This window comes from Wenyingzhuangia fucanilytica, from assembly GCF_001697185.1.
GTDB lineage: Bacteria > Bacteroidota > Bacteroidia > Flavobacteriales > Flavobacteriaceae > Wenyingzhuangia > Wenyingzhuangia fucanilytica.
The window spans coordinates 301,459-321,388 of sequence record NZ_CP014224.1 but is presented as its reverse complement, the minus strand read 5'-3'; the positions used below and the strand labels follow the sequence as shown (position 1 = coordinate 321,388).

At 31.8% G+C, this 19,930-nt stretch carries 17 protein-coding genes and 1 riboswitch; of the genes, 12 read left to right on the top strand and 5 right to left on the bottom strand.

The genetic code is table 11. The annotated features are described in order from the left end of the window. Nucleotides 1–84 precede the first annotated feature (84 nt). The 11 genes from AXE80_RS01395 (at nucleotide 85) to AXE80_RS01345 (ending at nucleotide 12,004) form a co-directional block, all read left to right on the top strand. Nucleotides 85–3,612 carry a nitrate reductase gene (locus AXE80_RS01395; RefSeq protein WP_068824133.1) on the top strand — a complete coding sequence of 1,176 codons (3,528 nt, stop codon included), beginning with the start codon at nucleotides 85–87 and terminating at the stop codon, nucleotides 3,610–3,612. Nucleotides 3,613–3,669: 57 nt separating this feature from the next. Beyond that, a complete protein-coding gene (locus tag AXE80_RS01390; RefSeq protein WP_068824132.1) occupies nucleotides 3,670–5,115 on the top strand; it encodes a rubredoxin in 1,446 nt (481 codons plus the stop codon). A gap of 30 nt (nucleotides 5,116–5,145) precedes the next feature. Further along, nucleotides 5,146–6,336, top strand: a complete 1,191-nt coding sequence (locus AXE80_RS01385) for a molybdopterin molybdotransferase MoeA (RefSeq protein ID WP_068824131.1) — start codon at nucleotides 5,146–5,148, stop codon at nucleotides 6,334–6,336. Between the two features lie 14 nt (nucleotides 6,337–6,350). Further along, nucleotides 6,351–6,920 (top strand): molybdenum cofactor guanylyltransferase, encoded by a 570-nt coding sequence (gene mobA / locus AXE80_RS01380; RefSeq protein WP_068824130.1) that lies wholly within the window; start codon nucleotides 6,351–6,353, stop codon nucleotides 6,918–6,920. Next, nucleotides 6,914–7,156 carry a MoaD/ThiS family protein gene (locus tag AXE80_RS01375; protein ID WP_068824129.1) on the top strand — a complete coding sequence of 81 codons (243 nt, stop codon included), beginning with the start codon at nucleotides 6,914–6,916 and terminating at the stop codon, nucleotides 7,154–7,156. Before mobA ends, AXE80_RS01375 begins: the two co-directional genes overlap by 7 nt. A 31-nt stretch (nucleotides 7,157–7,187) precedes the next feature. Continuing rightward, nucleotides 7,188–7,622, top strand: coding sequence for a molybdenum cofactor biosynthesis protein MoaE (locus AXE80_RS01370; RefSeq protein WP_068824128.1), 435 nt, complete (start codon nucleotides 7,188–7,190; stop codon nucleotides 7,620–7,622). A gap of 85 nt (nucleotides 7,623–7,707) precedes the next feature. After that, nucleotides 7,708–8,058 (top strand): four helix bundle protein, encoded by a 351-nt coding sequence (locus AXE80_RS01365; RefSeq protein WP_068824127.1) that lies wholly within the window; start codon nucleotides 7,708–7,710, stop codon nucleotides 8,056–8,058. A 28-nt stretch (nucleotides 8,059–8,086) separates the two neighbouring features. Continuing rightward, nucleotides 8,087–8,995: a bifunctional molybdenum cofactor biosynthesis protein MoaC/MoaB gene (gene moaCB, locus AXE80_RS01360; protein WP_068824126.1), complete on the top strand. Its 909-nt coding sequence runs from the start codon at nucleotides 8,087–8,089 to the stop codon at nucleotides 8,993–8,995. Between the two features lie 105 nt (nucleotides 8,996–9,100). Continuing rightward, a complete protein-coding gene (moaA, locus tag AXE80_RS01355) occupies nucleotides 9,101–10,111 on the top strand; it encodes a GTP 3',8-cyclase MoaA (protein WP_068824125.1) in 1,011 nt (336 codons plus the stop codon). 61 nt (nucleotides 10,112–10,172) lie between these two features. After that, nucleotides 10,173–11,009, top strand: coding sequence for a mechanosensitive ion channel family protein (locus AXE80_RS01350; RefSeq protein WP_068824124.1), 837 nt, complete (start codon nucleotides 10,173–10,175; stop codon nucleotides 11,007–11,009). A gap of 14 nt (nucleotides 11,010–11,023) precedes the next feature. Continuing rightward, entirely contained in the window at nucleotides 11,024–12,004 is a 981-nt protein-coding gene (locus AXE80_RS01345) for a magnesium and cobalt transport protein CorA (RefSeq protein ID WP_068824123.1), read from the top strand. On the opposite strand, the gene AXE80_RS01340 is transcribed toward AXE80_RS01345, so the two are convergent. Beyond that, nucleotides 12,001–13,113, bottom strand: coding sequence for a DegT/DnrJ/EryC1/StrS family aminotransferase (locus AXE80_RS01340; protein WP_068824122.1), 1,113 nt, complete (start codon nucleotides 13,111–13,113; stop codon nucleotides 12,001–12,003). The genes AXE80_RS01345 and AXE80_RS01340 overlap by 4 nt on opposite strands. A gap of 139 nt (nucleotides 13,114–13,252) precedes the next feature. On the opposite strand from AXE80_RS01340, the gene AXE80_RS01335 reads away from it, so the two are divergent. Beyond that, nucleotides 13,253–13,852, top strand: coding sequence for a DUF975 family protein (locus AXE80_RS01335; protein WP_068824121.1), 600 nt, complete (start codon nucleotides 13,253–13,255; stop codon nucleotides 13,850–13,852). Between the two features lie 65 nt (nucleotides 13,853–13,917). On the opposite strand, the gene AXE80_RS01330 is transcribed toward AXE80_RS01335, so the two are convergent. The 4 genes from AXE80_RS01330 to AXE80_RS01315 all read right to left on the bottom strand — a co-directional run bounded on the left by AXE80_RS01330 (nucleotide 13,918) and on the right by AXE80_RS01315 (nucleotide 19,705). Continuing rightward, on the bottom strand, nucleotides 13,918–14,634 hold the full coding sequence (locus AXE80_RS01330) for a 3-ketoacyl-ACP reductase (RefSeq protein ID WP_068824120.1): 717 nt from the start codon (nucleotides 14,632–14,634) through the stop codon (nucleotides 13,918–13,920). Nucleotides 14,635–14,763: 129 nt separating this feature from the next. After that, nucleotides 14,764–15,936 (bottom strand): trans-sulfuration enzyme family protein, encoded by a 1,173-nt coding sequence (locus AXE80_RS01325; protein ID WP_068824119.1) that lies wholly within the window; start codon nucleotides 15,934–15,936, stop codon nucleotides 14,764–14,766. 103 nt (nucleotides 15,937–16,039) lie between these two features. Then, complete coding sequence (thrA, locus tag AXE80_RS01320) at nucleotides 16,040–18,466, bottom strand: bifunctional aspartate kinase/homoserine dehydrogenase I (RefSeq protein ID WP_068824118.1); 2,427 nt, start codon at nucleotides 18,464–18,466, stop codon at nucleotides 16,040–16,042. Nucleotides 18,467–18,730: 264 nt separating this feature from the next. Continuing rightward, a complete protein-coding gene (locus AXE80_RS01315) occupies nucleotides 18,731–19,705 on the bottom strand; it encodes an alpha/beta fold hydrolase (RefSeq protein WP_068824117.1) in 975 nt (324 codons plus the stop codon). A gap of 106 nt (nucleotides 19,706–19,811) precedes the next feature. Continuing rightward, a riboswitch (SAM riboswitch) is annotated at nucleotides 19,812–19,927 on the bottom strand. Between the last annotated feature and the right edge of the window lie 3 nt (nucleotides 19,928–19,930).

The window sequence follows — 19,930 nt, the reverse complement described above, 5'->3', positions numbered from 1 at the left end:
TCCAATATAAAACTACGTATATATACTTAATGTGTACGTAATTTTAGTATATTTGCATAAGTATTCTTCAAAAAAATGAATCACATGTCTGCAAATAAAACATATAAAACAACTTGTTCCTACTGTGGTGTGGGTTGTGGGATCATCGTAAATAAAGATAATAACGGAACATTAAAAGTGACGGGAGACACCGAACATCCTGTAAACAAAGGAATGCTTTGTTCAAAAGGAATGAACCTTCATTATGTTGCTCAAGACACTACAGATAGAATTTTGCACCCTGAAATGAAGTGGAGTAAAAACCATCCATTAAAAAGAGTTTCTTGGGACACTGCTTTTGAAAGAGCCGCAGCCGTTTTTAAATCTATCATCAAAAAACACGGACCAGACAGTGTAGGTTTTTATGTATCTGGACAATGTTTAACCGAAGAATACTATTTGGTAAACAAACTTACCAAAGGATTTATTGGAACTAACAATATTGACACCAACTCAAGACTATGTATGAGTTCTGCAGTTGTGGGTTATAAAAAAGCCTTAGGTGAAGATGCTGTTCCTATTGCTTATGCTGACATTGAATTGGCAGATACTTTTTTAATTACTGGAGCAAACCCTGCTTGGTGTCATCCTATTTTATACAGAAGGTTAGAAGCTCATAAAGAAGCGAATCCTGACACCAAATTTATTGTTGTTGACCCAAGAAAAACACAAACCGCTGCCATTGCAGATTTACATTTACAAATTCAACAAGGAACAGATGTTGTTTTAAACAATGCTATTATTCGTGAATTAATAGAAACAAATAAAATTGATATTGATTTTATTTTAAATCACACCAACAATTTTGAAGATGTTAAAAAGCAAGTATTTGAAACCTCTTTAGAAGACGCTGCAAAAATTTGTGATGTATCATTAGCTGATATTAAACTAGCTGCAAAATATATTGGAGATGCCAAAGGATTCATTAGTATGTGGACCATGGGATTAAACCAAAGTATTATCGGTGTTGATAAAAATGTATCTCTATTAAATATTTCATTAGTTACAGGACAAATAGGAAAACCAGGTTCTGGACCATTCTCCTTAACAGGACAACCAAATGCTATGGGTGGTAGAGAAGTTGGTGGAATGGCTAGTTTACTAGCTGCCCATAAAGACTTAGAAAACCCTGAACACAGAAAAGAAGTTGCTGAATACTGGAAGAGTAACCCTATTTCTCCAAAACCAGGATATACTGCAACACAAATGTTTGACGCTTTAGATAAAGGTGATTTAAAAGCTATTTGGATAATTTGTACCAACCCTGTTGTAAGTTTACCAAACTCTAATAAAGTAGAAAGGGCTCTTAAGAAAGCAAAATTTGTGGTAGTACAAGACATTTCTCACAATGCTGAAACCACCAAATATGCAGATTTATTATTACCTGCGGCTGGATGGTTAGAAAAAGAAGGAACCATGTCTAACTCAGAACGTAGAATTTCTTATTTAGAAAAAGGAATTGATCCACCGGGTGAAGCTTTACCTGATGTAGAAATATTATGGCGTTTTGCTCAAGCCATGAACTACAAAGGTTTTAACTACAATAATGCCGAAGAAGTTTATAAAGAATATTGCTTGATGACCAAGGGGACTAATATTGACATCTCTGGTTTATCATATCAAAAATTAAAAGATTTAGGTACCGTTCAATGGCCATTCCCTACAGAAGATAGCAAGGGAACTCCTAGATTATTTACTGATAAACAATTTTACACAAAAGACGGTAAAGCCAACTTTAACGTTCCTCAAAATATTTATAATCAATCGGAACAACCTACAGAGGAGTTTCCTTTGATTTTAAACACTGGTCGTATTCGTGACCAATGGCATACTAGAACCAAAACAGGAAAAGTAAAACGTTTGCTAACCCATATTAGTGGTCCTTATGTAGAGATAAATGAAGAGGATGCTAAAGCTAGAGGAATTGAAGAAGGAAATATTGTTGTAGTTAAAAACAATCGTGGAACTGCTAGAGTAAAAGCTGTCATCAACAAAGACATCAAGAAAGGAGCTATATTTATGCCAATGCATTTTGGTAGAGTTTCTGGTTCTGATTTTGGACGTGCTAACAATTTAACCAACGAATTAATTGATCCTATTTCTAAAGAACCAGACTTTAAACATGCTGTTGCGCAAGTAACCAAGTTTAAAAAAGAAAAACAAAAAATCTGTTTAATTGGTGCAGGCTCAGCTTCATATAGATTTATCCAAACCTATAGAGAACACAATACAGAAGACGAACTAGATGTTTTTTCTTTAGAACCTTACCCATTCTACAACCGTGTAATGCTCCCAGAATATATTAATGAAGAAATGACCTGGGAGCAACTTCAAAAAATTAAAGCTGGGGAACTAGATAAATTAAAAGTTACCTTACACGCTAGCTGTAGTATAGTAAAAGTAAATAGAGAAGAAAAAACAATTGTAGACAGCAATGGAAACACTCATCAATACGATATTTTAATCATCGCTACAGGAAGTAGAGCCTTTGTTCCTAAAGACTGTAGATTAGATATGCCTGGAGCATTTACCATGCGTACTAAAAAAGATGCAGATGACTTAAAAAATCACTTAGAAAGAACTGGTCTTCCACAACACAAACAACACGTAACTATAGTTGGTGGTGGTTTACTTGGTTTAGAATTGGCTGCATCACTTTCTAAAATAGATATCAAATCTAGCATTATCCAACGTGCCAACAGATTGATGGAACGTCAATTAGATTTAGTTTCTAGTAGATTATTAGGACAAGATGTTCAAGAAAGAGGAATTCAAATACACTATAACAACGAGGTAGATACTGTTTTTGAAACTGAAAAAGATACAGAATTAGAAGTAAGATTAAAAACTGGAAAAATTATTAAAACCAATGCTATTGTTTATGCCATTGGTACCATTCCAAATATTGAATTAGGTAGAGATATTAAATTAAATTGTGGAAGAGGAATTGAAGTAAACCAACACTTACAATCTAGTGACCCAAATATTTTTGCTCTAGGAGAAATTGCTCAATACAATGGTTGGTTATTTGGAATTACTTCTGCTGCTGAACAACAAGCAGATGTAGCTGCTAAATTTATTTTAGGAGATTTAGGAAGTCTTTATGACGGTTCTGTTTTGATGAATATTTTAAAGTTTGAGAATCTTGATTTATGTAGTATTGGAAACATCGAAATTCCAAAAGGAGATAATTCTTACGAACAAATTATTCTTACAGATGAACGCAAACGTTACTACAAAAAATGTGTAGTAAAAGATGATATTTTGGTTGGAGCTGTATTGATGGGAGATAAAAATGAATTTGCAGAATTCAAAGCTTTAATTGAAGATAAAGTAGAACTATCAGACAAACGTGATGAATTATTACGTGGTAGCGGTGGTGGAGAACCTGTTATAGGTAAACTAGTTTGTTCTTGTAGCCAAGTAGGTGATGGTAATTTAAAACAAGCCATATCTGGAGGATGTACAGACTTTGCTGAATTATGTAAAACTACCGGAGCAGGTTTAGGATGTGGAAGTTGTAAACCAGAAGTTAGAGATATTATGAAGGAATGTTTGGTAGCTAGTACCTAGTATTAAAATTGAATAATACTTTCTACAAACAAAACTTCAAACTTTAAACAAAAAGACATGATTGAAAGATTAAAAAGAATTTTCATCAAAGGAGGAGTTATCACTCCAAATGAATTAAAGCAAGTTACACAACTAGCTAGAGCATTGAATTTAACTTCTATTAGCTTTGGGTCTAGACAAGATATATTATTACCTGTTAAAGAAAACCAACAGCATTTGTTAAAAACTTATTTCCCTGAGTTTAAACAAGATATTGATGATGATACTCACAAATATCAAAACATTGTATCTTCATATGTTTGTGCCGATGTTTTTCAACAAACTTCTTGGTTAAGTGCTACTACCTATTTGTATTTACACGAAGATTTTAAATACAATCCTACTTTAAAAATCAACATTGTAGATCCTCAACAAAACCTGGTACCAATCTATGGAGGAAACATCAATTTTATTGCTTCAAAAAGCGAGGATTATTGGTATGTAAATTTAAACTTACCGGGTTGGGAAAAAGACATCTCCTACCCTGTATTGGTTTTTACTTGGAACATAGCTAAAGTGGCTAAAATTATTGAAGAAGAATATAAAAACTTTGATAATGTTCAGGATTTATTTAACAGAGTAACCGAATTAACAGACTCTAATAACAAAGTAGTTACAGAACCATTAAAAATTCCTTACAGACCATTCCCCTATTACGAAGGAATGAACAAAATGGGAATTAGCCAATATTGGCTAGGATTGTACTGGAGAAACAATCAATATGATATTAATTTCTTAGATGATTTTTGTGATTTTTGTATGGATTACAAAATCAGTAAAATTTGTATCACACCTTGGAAATCTTTTATTGTAAAAGGTATTGAAAAGGAATATAAGTTTATGCTAGAAAAGTTTTTAGGACAAAGAGGAATCAACGTTCGCCACTCTTCTTTAGAATTAAACTGGCATTTACCTGTTAGTGACCCAGAAGCTTTAAAATTAAAAAGGTTTATTGTAAAATCTTTTGATCAAAATGATATTAGTACTTACGGATTAACATTTGGATATCATGAAAGAAGTGAGGATCCTCACTACTTTACTTCAATGATAGTAGAAAAAAATCCAAATCCTAAAATTGCCAATAGCTACGAAAACATTGCATCATATAATGTATTGTATTGTAAAAACTTTGATCCAAACACAAGAGAATATATTCCTTACGCTCAAAACGTAGAAGAAATTGAACTTCCTGGATTGTTAATGCAATTGAGTCAATTGTACTTTAAACAATTAGATAACAATACTGAAAACGTAAAAAAACCTAAACAAAATAAAGACTCTGGACTATTAGAATCAACTGTTTACCAATGCGGTAACTGTATGACTGTCTATGATGATGAAATAGGTGATGAAGAAGCAAACATTGCGCCGGGAATAGCATTTAAAGACTTACCAGACGATTATTGCTGTAGTCTTTGTGAGGCACCAAAAACTAAATTTAAGGAAGTTGTTTTGGCAGAATAATCATAATTTAGTCTTCTATATTTTATTGACATGAACAATTATTTAGTTAGCATTAAAGAAGCCATCAACTTGGTAAACACAAACGTTTTAAGCAAAAAACCTAAAAAAGTTTTGCTTAAAGATGCTTTGGATTTGTTTTTAGCAGAAGATATTTTCTCTCCTATAAACATGCCTCCTTTTAACCAATCTGCCATGGATGGTTACGCTATTTTATATGACGACAAACATCAAAACAATTTTAAATTGGTTGATGAAATAAAAGCTGGAGACAACAACAAAAGAACCTTAAACACAGGAGAAGCTGTAAGAATTTTTACAGGAGCTCCTACTCCTATAAATGCAAATGCTGTTATTATGCAAGAAAACACCGAGGTTAACAATGGTGTTTTAAAAATTGATGACACGCTCTCTGATTATAAAAACATCAGACTAGAAGGAGAACAGATTAAACAAAAACAAATTGCCTTACAAAAAGGGGAAAAACTAAACCCCGCAGCCATTGGTTTTTTAGCAACCTTAGGTATTACAGAAGTAAGTATTTATCCAAAACCCAACATTAGTATTATTGTAACTGGAAATGAATTAGTCACTCCGGGAACACCTTTGGAATTTGGACAAATTTACGAAAGCAATGCTATTATGCTACAAACCGCTTTGGCAAAAAAAGGTTTTAACAAAACAAACATCATCAAAGTAAAAGATGATTATGCTGCTACAAAAAACACCTTAGCAACTACTTTAAAAGAAAGTGATGTTGTATTAATTTCAGGAGGAATATCTGTTGGTGATTATGATTTTGTAGGGAAAGCTTTGTTAGAGCTAAAAACAGAACAAATTTTTTATAAAATAAAGCAAAAACCAGGGAAGCCTTTATTTTTTGGTAAAAATCAAAATACAGTTGTATTTGCACTTCCTGGAAATCCAGCTTCGGCATTAACATGTTATTATATCTACATTGAATCTGCTTTACAAAAAATAATTGGAAACCCTAATTACAGTAAATCAACAGTAGAATTAACATTAGAAAACGAATACCTAAAAAAAGGAACTAGAGGAGAGTTTTTAAAAGCAAAAACAACTCAAAATGGTGTAGAAATCTTAGGAAGTCAAAGCTCTGCCATGTTAAATAGTTTTGCCCAAGCCAATGCTTTAATTTATTTAGAAGACGATATTAAAATAGTAAAAAAAGGAGAAAAAGTAAAAACCTATATAATTGATTAAAACCAACTATTGTTATGCAAAAGAACATTACTGGAATTATTCTAGCGGGTGGAAATAGCACAAGAATGGGAACCGACAAAGGAACCCTAACACTTAACAACATTACCTTCACTCAACACATCATTAACAAATTAACCCCTATTGTTGATGAAATTATTATTGTTAGTAATCACGAAACTTATGATCAGTTTGGTGTAAAAAGAATTCCAGACAATGTAAAAGATTACGGTCCTGTTGCTGCAGTATATACTGGACTAAAAGCTAGTAAAACCAACTATAGTATTATTGTAAGTTGCGATGCTCCAAAAGTAGATTTTGAAGTTTTTAAACCTTTGTTAGATGAGCGCAACAATAAACATGATATTGTTCAATATATTTGTAATAGCAGAACAACACCTTTAATTGCATTATACAACCGAAAATGTTTAGGTATTTTTAAATTAGCTCTTAAAAATAAAATTCAAAAATTACGTTTTGTCATCAAACAACTAGATGCAAAAACGATTGTTGCCCCAGACCATATTAAAGAAAAAATAGTAAACATTAACACCCCAAAAGATTTAGAACGCTACAACATATGCTAATCACCATTAAATACTTTGGAATGTTGGTAGAAACAACCAACTTAAATCAAGAATCTATTTCTTTAGAAGTGGATGATTGCACTCTAGAAAGTATTGAAAAAAAGATCCTTAGCAAATATCCCACACTAACTAACATCACTTATAACATTGCTGTAAATCAAAAAATAGTCTCTAAAAATTATCCTATAAAAAACGGAGATGAATTGGCTTTTTTACCTCCATTTGCTGGAGGATGATTACCTTTGTATAAGTATAAAGGTAAAAGACATGAAAAAACACAATGTATTTATTCAAGGAGCTATTACTCCAGATTTTATTGCCAATTCTATAGCCAAGCATCAGACCAAAACAAGCATAGGTGCTCATGATATTTTTTTGGGTCAAGTAAGGGCTGATGAAATAAATGGTAAAACAGTATCAGCTATTGAGTATACTGCTTATGAAGAAATGGCCAACACTAAATTTAGCGAAATTAGAGAGGCTACCTTTGATAAGTTTGAACTTACCTGCATGCATATTTACCACAGTTTAGGCGCTGTAAAAGCTGGTGAAATTTGTCTATTTGTTTTTGTGTCTTCGCCTAGAAGAAAAGAAGCAATGAAAGCTTTAGAATATTTGGTAGAAACTATCAAAGCAGAAAGTCCTATTTTTGGTAAAGAAATTTTTGAAGACGAAAGCCATCAGTGGAAAGTTAATTCGTAAATTTTATATTGACTATTTTATATTGATTAATGCTACATATTAAAAACTAAAATTAGTTACCAATAGATAGCAAACTATTTTAAATATGAAAGAAGTATTAAAAATAAGAACCAAAAAGTTTGCACATAACTGTATTAAACTAACTGAATTCTTTCCAAAAACTTATCTTTCAAATCATATAAAAGGTCAATTAATTAGATGTAGTACATCTGTTGCAGCAAATTATAGAGCTACATGTTTGGCCCAATCAAAAGCTAGTTTTATTTCAAAAATCAGTATTGTAATAGAAGAAGTTGATGAAGCTAACTTTTGGTTAGAGTTTTTAATTGATGAAAATATTATTGAACATCAATTAGCTAAAAGTTTAATACAAGAATCTAAAGAATTGACATCTATTTTTATTGCATCAAGAAAAACAGCCAATAACAATAGATAATAATCAATAGAAAATAAACAATTCAAGAATGGTAGATATCACACATAAAAGCCCAACCCTAAGAACTGCTACTGCACAAGCAATAGTGAAAGTTAGCAAGCAAGAAACTATTGATGCTATTAACAACAAAACTGTTCCTAAAGGGGATGTTTTTGAAATGAGTCGTGCTGCAGGATTGTTAGGTATTAAACAAACACCTTATTTATTACCAGACTGCCATCCACTACCTATTGAATTTACAGGTGTTGAGTATCAAATAAATGGTTTAGAAATTACTATTTTAATGACTGTAAAAACCATTTACAAAACTGGCGTTGAAGTTGAAGCTATGCATGGAGCAAGCGTAGTTGCATTAAACATGTATGACATGCTTAAACCTATTGACAAACAAGTAGAAATAGGAAGTATTAAGTTGCTAGAAAAAAGAGGAGGGAAATCTACTTTTCATAAAAATTCTGGAGCCGGTTTAAAAGCCTCTGTTATTGTTTGTTCTGACACTATTTCTGCAGGAAAAAAAGAAGATAAAGCAGGAAAAGCAATTATCAATAAATTAAAAGAATGTGAAGTTACTATTGGAGAGTATACCATTATTCCTGATGAAAAAGACATTATTAGAGATAAAGCCATCACCAATAGTCAACAAGATTTTGATTTAATTATTTACACAGGAGGAACAGGATTATCAAAAAGAGATGTCACTCCAGAAACTTTGATTCCTTTGTTTGAAAGACAAATACCAGGAATTGAAGAAGCTATTAGAAGTTACGGACAAACTAGAACTCCTTATTCTATGCTTTCGCGCAGTGTAGCTGGAGTTATTAATAATACCTTAGTTTTGGCTTTACCAGGATCGACTAAGGGAGCAGAAGAATCTATGGAAGCAATTTTCCCTGCTATTTTACATATTTATGGTGTTCTAAAAGGAGAAAGGCATTAATTATTGAATAATGAAATCAATGCATTCTTAACTACTTTTAGATAAATAAAAATAAGCCTTCGAGTGAACTCGAGAAGCAATAACAATAATTAAAAACAACAGCATATCAAAAAAACAGACCACATATTAATTGACTCTTTTAAAAGAGAACATACTTATTTACGAATTTCTATTACAGAGCGTTGTAACTTAAGATGTACTTATTGTATGCCTGCCGAAGGGATTCAATTGTCTCCTAAAGATCATATTATGAATTATGATGAAGTTTTTGAAATTGCTAAAAAGTTTGTGGATTTAGGGGTAACAAAAATAAGAATTACAGGAGGAGAACCCTTGGTTAGAAAAGATGTTGCTGTTATTTTAAAAAAATTAGCAACACTTCCTGTAGAGCTTTCTATTACCACAAATGGAATTACCATAGATAAATTTGTAACTCTTTTTAAAGAATGTAATATCCAAAAGATAAACATCAGTATTGATTCTTTAAACCCTAGTAAATTTAACGAAATTACTAGACGCAAAAATTTTGATAGAGTTTACAAAAACATCATGCTATTTGCTAATGATGATTTTTTTAAAGTAAAACTTAATTGCGTTTTAATGAAAGGAGTAAATGATGATGAAATCAATGATTTTATTGAATTTACCAAACATCATAATCTAAACCTTCGTTTTATTGAATTTATGCCTTTTAATGGAAACGAATGGAAATTAGACCAACTTGTTTCTTTGGCTACCATTGTAGAAACAGCTAAAAATCATTTTGGAGCAGACAATATTATAAGAATAAATGATGCTCCTAATGATACTTCTAAAAATTACCAACTAAAAAATGCCAGAGGAAGTTTTGCAATTATTAGTACGGTAACCAATCCTTTTTGCGATAGTTGTAACCGAATCCGTTTAACGGCCAATGGTAAATTAAAAAACTGCTTATTTTCTGGTGGAGAAGAAGATTTATTAACAGCTTTAAGAGCTGGTGAAAATATTGAAACTCCTATTAAAGTTGCCATTCAATCTAAAAAGAAAATGCGTGGTGGTATGGATACTCAAAACCAATTTACTTCGGATGATTTACGCCTAGACAACCGAAGTATGATTACTATTGGTGGATAAATAACCATTTTAACCTTTATTTTTATTGCCTTTTAGCTACTTTTATGTAAAATTATTTTACATGGATGCATTGAATGAATTTATCAATATTGAGATTATTAAAGTTGGAGAAAATTCCATCAAAATATTTAATCTTTTATTGGTATTAGCCATTTTTGTTTTTACCAGACTTTTGGTTTGGATCGTTTCTAAAATTATACATAAACGTAAAGATGTGGGAGGTATAGATCACTCCAACGCTTATGCTTTAGCCCAAATATCCTCTTATTTTCTTTGGGTAATAGGAATTGTATTTATGCTAGAAGGACTTGGAATTGAAATCACTTTTTTATTAGCTGGTTCTGCAGCTTTATTAGTTGGTATAGGTTTAGGTTTACAACAAACTTTTAACGATTTTATTTCTGGATTAATTTTACTTTTTGAAGGAACCACTAAGGTTGGTGACATTTTAGAAATTGACAACGATGTGGTTAAAATACAAAGTATTGGACTTAGAACCTCTAAAGCCATTAACAGATATGACATCTCTGTTATTATTCCTAACTCTTTAATTACTACAAACAAAGTAGTTAACTGGAGTCATCATGGACCTACTACCCTATTTACCGTAAAGGTGGGTGTTGCCTATGGTAGTGATGTAGATTTAGTTATTAAAGTGCTTAAAAAATGTGCCGAAATTCATCCAGAAGTCATCAGAAAACATGAAGTAGATGTTAGATTTTCTAACTTTGGAGCTTCGTCTTTAGACTTTACAGTAATTTTTTATACTGTAAATATATTTGGTGTTGAAAAAATTAAAAGCGAAATTAGAATAAATATAGCTAGAGCATTTAAAGAAAATGGTATTTCGGTACCATTTAACCAATTAGATGTACACATTAAAAACAAAGAGTCATAATTTTAATTTCAGATATGAAAAAAGATTTTTTTAATAGCACCTCACTAATAGAATACTCTAAAGAAACTCACTCTTGTGATCCTATCACTTCACTTGAGCAAATAGATTTTAATAGTGATTCTAAAAAAATCAAGTGGCTAAACACCTATGGTACACATCATAAAAATGAATTTAAATCAATCATCACCCAAAGTTTACTAGATGATTTTTTACTAAAATTAATTTCTGAAGAAAAACACCCTAACAAGGTTTTAGAACTAGATAATGTTTTGTTTGTAACAATAAAGGTCTTAAAAACCGAGACCATAAACTTTCAAACAGAACAAATGTTTTTTATTTTAACTCCTCATATTCTTTGGAGTATTCAAGAACAAAAAGGTGATTATTTTGAATGGATTAGAGAACGAATTAGAGAAAACAAAGGAATTGTTAGAAACAAAAAAACAGATTATTTACTATTCTTAATCTTAGAATCTATTATTGACAATTACGAAGAAGCCTATGAAAATATTTCCTCTTCTATGGAAACTTTAATTCAAGGAAGCGATGTAAAACCTACTCCAGATTTTACACAAAATATAGAAAAGGAAAAAAACACCATTATCACCTTTAAAAAAGCGGTAACCAGTTTAAGAGATATTATTACCAAATTAGAAAAAGTAGAGCAACAAAAAATAAACAAAAAGTTTTATAGTGAATTAAGTACTCAAATTCACAACATATTAAACACTATTGATTTTGACTTGCAAGAAATGGAAAGTAAAATCAACCTAATATTTAGTATACAAGGACATCGTTTAAATGAAGTGATGAAAACTTTAACTATTTTTTCTGTAATCTTTATTCCCCTAACTTTTTTAGCAGGAATTTACGGGATGAATTTTGAGTACATTCCCGAACTAAAACATCACAACGGCTATTTTATTTTACTAGGTGCAATGATTATTATTACACTTGTTTCTGTATATTATTTTAGAAAGAAAAAATGGTTTTAAAAACAAGATTTTATCACACTACAAACTCTTTGTAAATCTTGTGTCGACATAGAAGATCCGCTAGGTAAACTCAATCCTCTTTGATGAAAATCATCACTATTTCCGTTACCATAAAAAGTAGCTGATTGATATATTTTTTGCTGATGCATAGGTTTCCACAAGGATCTACATTCTATATTCTCGTCAAACAAAGCCAACCTTACTTTTTCTTTAATTTCAAAACTATTAAACAATACATTTGTTAGCCAAAAATTACTTTTTGTATGACTAGTATCTTCTAAAAACTCAAGTCCTAAACCTTGAAGTTCTTTTTTATAAAATTGATGGTTTTCCCTTCTTTTTTGAACAAAATCAGATAACAATGCTAGTTGTCCTAAACCAATAGCAGCCAAAACATTACTCAACCTATAATTATATCCCACTTGATGATATAAATATTCAGTATTCATTTCCTTAGCTTGTGTAGCCAAATACAAAGTTTTATCTGCTATTTTTTTTTGAGCCGTTACCAACATTCCACCCCCAGAAGTAGTAATAATTTTATTTCCGTTAAAAGAATACACACCAACATCTCCAAAAGCTCCACAATATTGATGCTTATACTTTGAACCTAAAGCCGATGCTGCGTCTTCTAAAACCAAAACATCGTATTTTTTTGCAATTGCTAAAACCTCATCAATTTTAGCTGGCATTCCATATCCATGAACCAAAACAAGCGCTTTAGGTTTTGTGCCCTGTTCAATTTCTTTAAGAATTGCTTTTTCTAACAAAACAGGACAAATATTCCATGTATCTTTTTCAACATCAACCAAAACAGGAATTGCTCCAAGATAAGTTATAGGATTCACCGAGGCCACAAAAGTAAATGTAGCACACAAAACTTTATCCCCTTTTGCAACACCTAAAACCTGTAAACCTAAATGAATAGCCGCTGTTGCAGAGCTTAACGCAACCCCATAATTACTTCCTGTGATATTAGTTAAATTATCTTCAAAAGCAGCAAGCATGGGTCCCTGAGGAGCAATCCAATTACTTTTAAAAACATCTTCTAATAAGGCCTGTTCATTTCCTTTTAAATCTGGTGGGGATAAATAAATCTTTTCTTTCAACGATTAAGCTTTTAACGAAGATAACAAAAAAGGAAATGTGATGAATAACACAGTATATATTAGTACACTTATCTATTTAAAATCATTATTTTGCAAACCAAATCACAAAAAACTTATAACAATTTAAAATACACTAAACATGGCAACTGAAAATGTTAAATTAATGCAACAAGCTAGAGCCTCTCTTGATTTAAAATGGGGAACAGCTATTATTACCTTTTTAATATACAATATTCTTATTGGGGTATTATCAACTATTCCTATTCTTGGAACAATTGCTACAATTATAATTGCTGGTCCATTTGCATTTGGATTGGCGACTTTTTCACTAAATATATCTAGAAACCAAAAAGAAGACCTAAAACAACTCTTTGTTGGATTTGATCATTTTGTCAATACACTTGTTGCTTACTTATTAGTTACTTTATATGTTTTATTATGGACGTTACTTTTAATTGTTCCTGGGATTATAGCTGCAATATCCTATTCTATGGTGTTTTTTATTATGGTAGATGAACCAGAAATTGGACCAGAAGCAGCCCTAAGAAAAAGTAAAGAAATGATGTATGGGTACAAAGCAAAGTATTTTGGACTGTGTTTAAGGTTTTTTGGATGGTCTTTACTTTGTATTCTAACTTTAGGTATTGGGTTTTTATGGCTAATTCCTTATATGCATGTAACTTTTGCAAAGTTTTATGAAGATATTAAAAATGCTCCTTTAACAGAAATTGGAAGCTAATACAATAATTAACAAAAACAGCCCATCATTAAAATGATGGGCTGTTTATTTTTATATAAAATCTACTAAGGATTTGTTGACCAAATTCCTGCATCTTTAACAAAGACTCTTCTGTTTAATTTTAATTGGGCTACAATTAATTCTGCAATATCCTCAGGCTGCATAACCCTTTCTGGGTTACCATCGGTTAAGTTTATGTTTATAGCCATATCTGTAGCCGTAGTACTTGGAGTTAATGCAGTTACTCTAATATTATTTTTTCTCACCTCTTGCATTAAAGATTCTGTTAAGCCTAAAACAGCAAATTTAGACGCACTATAAGCACTTGTAACCGCTGCTCCACGCAAACCTGCCGTTGATGAAATGTTAATAATATCTCCCGAATTTCTTTCAATCATTTGTGGTAAAAAAGCTCTAGTTACATAATAAGTCCCCATTAAGTTTACCTGAATTATTTGCTCCCATTCCTTAACACTTAATTCTAAAAACTTTCCGAATTTTCCAATCCCTGCATTGTTGATTAAGATATCAATGCTGTCAAATTTGCTAAAAACAATTCCTGTTGCTTTATTTACTTCTTCTAAAGAAGCAACATCTGCAACAACTGTAACCGCCTTAACCCCCAAAGCAGTTACTTCTTTAGCAGTGGCTAACAAATCTTTTTCAGTTCTTGCCAATAACGCAATATTTACTCCCTCAGCAGCCAATGCTAAGGCTATTGCTTTTCCTATTCCTTTACCTGCTCCAGTAATAAGAGCGTTTTTTCCTTTTAAATTAATCATAACTATTTTTAAAAATTTACTGCTCTAAGTTAAGCCCTCTTTTTTTAATGAAAAAGAATATTAAAAATAAAAACTAATATTTTTAAGCATAAAAAAACCGAGCTTTTCACAGACTCGGTTTTTATTATTTTATGCTTCTAAAGCTTGTTTAATATCAGCAATAATATCATCTATATGCTCTAAACCTAAAGAACAACGCACCATTCCATCGGTAATTCCTACAGCTAATTTTACCTCAGCCTCTACCTTAGCATGAGTTGTACTTGCAGGATGTGTTACAATGGTTCTAGTATCTCCTAAATTGGCCGATAAAGAACACATTTTTATGTTGTCAAAAAAGTTTCTCCCTCCTTCTACACCACCTTCAACCTCAAAAGCAACAATACTACCTCCTTTTAACATTTGCTTTTTAGCAATTTCATATTGAGGATGAGATTTTAAGAAAGGATATTTTACCCATTTTACTTTAGGATGACTTTCTAAAAACTCTGCTAATTTTAATGCATTATCACAATGTCTATCTGCTCTTACTGCTAAAGTTTCTAAAGACTTAGACAACACCCAAGCGTTGAATGGACTCATACAAGGCCCTGTTAAACGAGAGAACAAATAAATTTCTCTAATCAATTCTTTATTACCTACAGTAATTCCTCCCATTACTCTACCTTGACCGTCCATTAATTTAGTTGCAGAATGTATTACCAAATCTGCCCCAAACTTTATAGGCTGCTGTAAATAAGGCGTTGCAAAACAGTTATCAATAATTAAAAGGATGCCATGTTTTTTGGCAATACTACTCAACAATTCTAAGTCTAATACATCAACTCCGGGGTTGGTTGGTGTTTCTGCATAAATAAACTTTGTTGTTGGCTGAATTAAACTTTCAATTTTATCAACATCTTTTACATCAAAATAAGAACAGTTGATATTCCATTTTGGAAAATATTTGGTAAACAAACCATGTGTTGCTCCAAAAACTGAACTACATGAAACCACATGATCTCCTGCACTTAACAATGCTCCAAAAGTAGAAAAGATGGCTGCCATTCCACTTGAAAAAGCAAAACCAGCTTCGGCACCTTCCATCAAACAAACTTTTTCTATAAATTCATTTGTGTTAGGGTTACTGTATCTACTATATAAATCTCTTTGTTTTTCTTCGGCAAAAGAAGCTCTCATTTCTTCGGCATCGTCAAAAACAAATCCAGATGTTAAATATAAGGGTACTGAATGCTCCGAAAACTGAGTAGTTTCTGATTGCGTTCTTACCGCTAGGGTTTCGAAGTTTTTTTTATTGCTCATTGCTTCGCTTAGTATTTAGTACAAAGTACTGAGTACTGAGTACATAGTTTTACATTCATTTAAACTAATTACTTTGTACTGACTACTCAGTACTAACTTGAATTTACAATTCAAGTTCTGTTAATCTCATAATATCTCCAAAGACACCACGAGCCGTTACATTTGCTCCAGCTCCAGCCCCTTGAATTACTACTGGTTGATCTCCATAAGATTCTGTATAAATTTCAAAAATAGAATCGGCTCCTTTTACTTGTCCTAAAGCCGAATCACTAGGTACAGAAACTAATTTTACTTCTAAAATTCCTTTATCTGACGCCAAATCACCATGTAAATCACCTATATAACGCAATACGTGATTTGGTTCTTGTTTGTCTTTTATTTCTTGATAAATTGGATCTAACTCCTCCAATTTATTTAGGAAAGAAGCTGTATCACCATCTCTTAAATGTTCTGGAATTAAATTGTGAATTTGCACATCATCAAACTCATTTTGTAAATCTAATTCACGAGCTAAAATCAACAATTTACGTCCAACATCGTTTCCATTTAAATCTTCTCTAGGATCTGGTTCTGTAAATCCTTGTTCAGCCGCTTCATTCAACACCTCACTAAACTTTACGTTTTTAGCAGAGAAATTGTTAAACAAATAACTTAAAGTTCCAGAGAAAACCCCTTTTATTCTTGTGATGTTTTCTCCTGATGCATGCATCAACTTAATGGTATCAATTAAAGGTAATCCTGCACCAACATTGGTTTCGTACAAGTATTGTTTTCTGTTTTGCATTAAAGCCAAACGCAACTCATTGTAAAAATCTAAAGATTTTGTGTTTCCAATTTTATTAGAAGAGACTAAGTTAAAACCGTTTTCTATTAAAGGAATATAATTCTCTGTCATTCCTGCACTTGCAGAATTATCAACAGCAATTAAGTTCCCTAAATGATGCTCTTTTGCATAATTTACAATAGCTTCAATTCCTTTATAAGGAACTCCACTTTCTTTTAAATCTTGTTTCCAAGATTCTTGAATTCCATCAGCATTGAAATACACTTTTTTAGAATTTGCTACTGCAAAAACATTTAAATCAATTCCTTTACGCTTTAAGATATTCTCTTTGCTCTCTAAAATTTGTTTGATTAAAGTTCCTCCAACCAAACCAACACCAAACACTGCTACGTTTATTTTTTTGGCTATACCAAAAATTTCTCCATGCATTACGTTTACTGCTTTTCTTAATTCTTTATTGTCTATCACCAAACAAACATTATTACCCGTTACTGTATTATTAATCAACAACGGTTTGATATTATTATTAACCAACGCAGTATATGACGTATTAAAAGAACTTAATGAATTTCCCAAAATAGACACAACTGCTACTCCTCTTGTAATAGATATTCTGTTGATATCATTACTTAAAAAATCTAAATTAAACTCATTTCCTAAAGCATCTTTTGCCTTATGAGCATCTTTACCATTTACTACAAAACTAATTCCCCTTTCTGAAGAACCTTGAGAAATGATTCCCACACTAACATTTTCCTTTTGCAAAGCAGCAAACAAACGAGCATCAATCCCTACTTTTCCTAACAAACCTCTACCCTCTAAACTTACCAAAGCCATGTTTTCTTGCACAGAAATAGCTTTGATTCCGTTTTTAGAACTCGCTTCAGCATTGATTAAAGTCCCAGGGCTTTCTGGCTCAAACGTATTTAAAATTCGCAAAGAAATATTCTTTTTTACCAAAGGAATAATTGCCTTAGCATCTAGTACATTATCTCCCAAGTTTGCCAATTCATTTGCCTCGTTAAAAGACAAGTGATTTATTTTTTGAGCATTAGAAACCAACGCAGGATTAGCGGTATAAATTCCACTAACTATGGTATAATTTTCTAACTCTTCTGCATTTAAATATCCTGCAATTAAAGAAGCTGAATAATTACTTCCATTATTCCCAATAGAAGTTGTTTCCCCCTCTAAACTAGCCCCAACAAAACCAGTTACTACTGGCACTACTGCTGATAAATCTATATTCTGAAAATACTTTTTGGTATTTTCTTCTGTAATTTCTTCTAATAAAGTAGCTTCTCCATAAACATTATCCGTTTTAAAAAGCTCTCTAGAATCTGTGTATTGAGCATTCACCTTTTCGGATTTTAACAAAGCTGTAACTGTTTTACCAGCTAACAACTCACCATAGGCTAATACTAAATCTTTTATTTTAGGACTGTAATCACCTAATAAATTTACCCCTTCAAAAATTTTTTCTAGAAAAGAAAATTCTTGAGAAAAATCTACGGTAGAAAAAGGTGCTAATTGATTGTTTTTAAAAGTTTCAAAAGCAGTTTTATAATCTTCTCCTTTTTTAGCTTTTTCCAACAACTCAAACAAATCTTCGGTTGCAGTTCCTCTTGCAGAAACAACTACTACGATTTGTTCTTTGTTTTTTATTTTATTTAAAAGAATGGAAATAACACTTTTAATTCCTTCTCCATTTGCCAATGATTTTCCTCCAAATTTTAATACTTTCATTTTTTGAGGTTTATTTGTTTAATTGTTGATTTGTGTAAAGTTTATACACTACATCAATATTTTTATTTTGATCTTTATGCGTTTGTCTTTGAGTTTATTTAACACCTAAACAGTTCATCAAATCAACTTTTTCACATCTGTTCTCGATACTTTTTAATTTCGTTTCTTCATTAAAAACTCGAACTGACATCTACTCTTTTACTTCTCGACTATACTTCGATAAGCTCAGTACAGGCTATTCGAAGACCATATATTCTAAAATTCTTAAAACACACCTTTCAACAATTCTTTTAACTGCTCATCTTCTACCAAAAACCCATCGTGTCCATGGATAGAAGTGATTTCTTTATACAAAGCATTTGCTCCTATACTCTCTAAAACTTTTTGAGTTTCTCTATTCTCCTCAGGCACAAAAAAGAAATCTGAATCTATTCCTATTTGAATAACTTTTGCTTTGATGTTTTTAGCCACCTCTTCAAAAGTTCCTCTTTCCGCAGTAATATCTAAAGTACTTAGTAAATGATTTACCATTTGATAAGCCTTTAACTCAAACCTTTGTTCTAATTTATAACCATGATGCAACAACCAGCTTTCTACATTGGCAATTCCTAAAGCTTCGTTTTGTGTTCTATTAAACTTTTCTTTAAAAGATGCTGCTGTTCTATAAAACAACATGGCCATCATACGAGCATCGTGCACAGGTTTTTTAGAATTGGTTAAAATTTGCTCTTGCACTTTGTTATGAGCTAAAATCCAATCTGTAGCTTTCCAATCAGAAGCAATAGGAATAATATAATCTGCTAAATCTGGAAACAACACTGCCATTTCCCAAGCAATTCCACCTCCTAAAGAACCTGCTATAATAGCGTGTAATTTGCTAACTCCTAAATCTTGTAATAACAAACCAAACAACTGAGCTACATCTCTAACGGTAAAACTTTTGTAGTCATCTATTAAATTTTCTGGTTTATTATCATATCCATTTCCAGGAATGTTTATAGAGATGATTGTATACTTATTGGTATCAACCAAATTCCCTTTAGACACAATTCCTTTCCACCAACCTGTATGCTCTCCTGCCACATCGGAATTCCCTGTAAGCGCATGATTTACTAACACTACAGGTGCTGAGTGCAATGGCTGACCAAAAACTTCGTAAGAAAGTTCTAAGTTAGGATAATGCACTCCTACCAAGGTAGTGTAATCTTTTAGTGTTCTATGTTGTAAACTTTTATTCAATGTCGTAAAATCATTTAAACTCAAATAACCTTCTACCCTAATCTAAATATAGAGTGAATTTGTGAATGTTGTTAAGTTATCGTGATTTTATAAGAGAATTGCTCCTGTGTTATCTATCTAACAAAAACTGCTAGTAGAATGTAGCACCTTCATTTCTAACAAAACAGAAAAGGGTTGCTAAGGCTTCAACGGGTCTATTCCCTCTACCTTTCATGATAACTTACT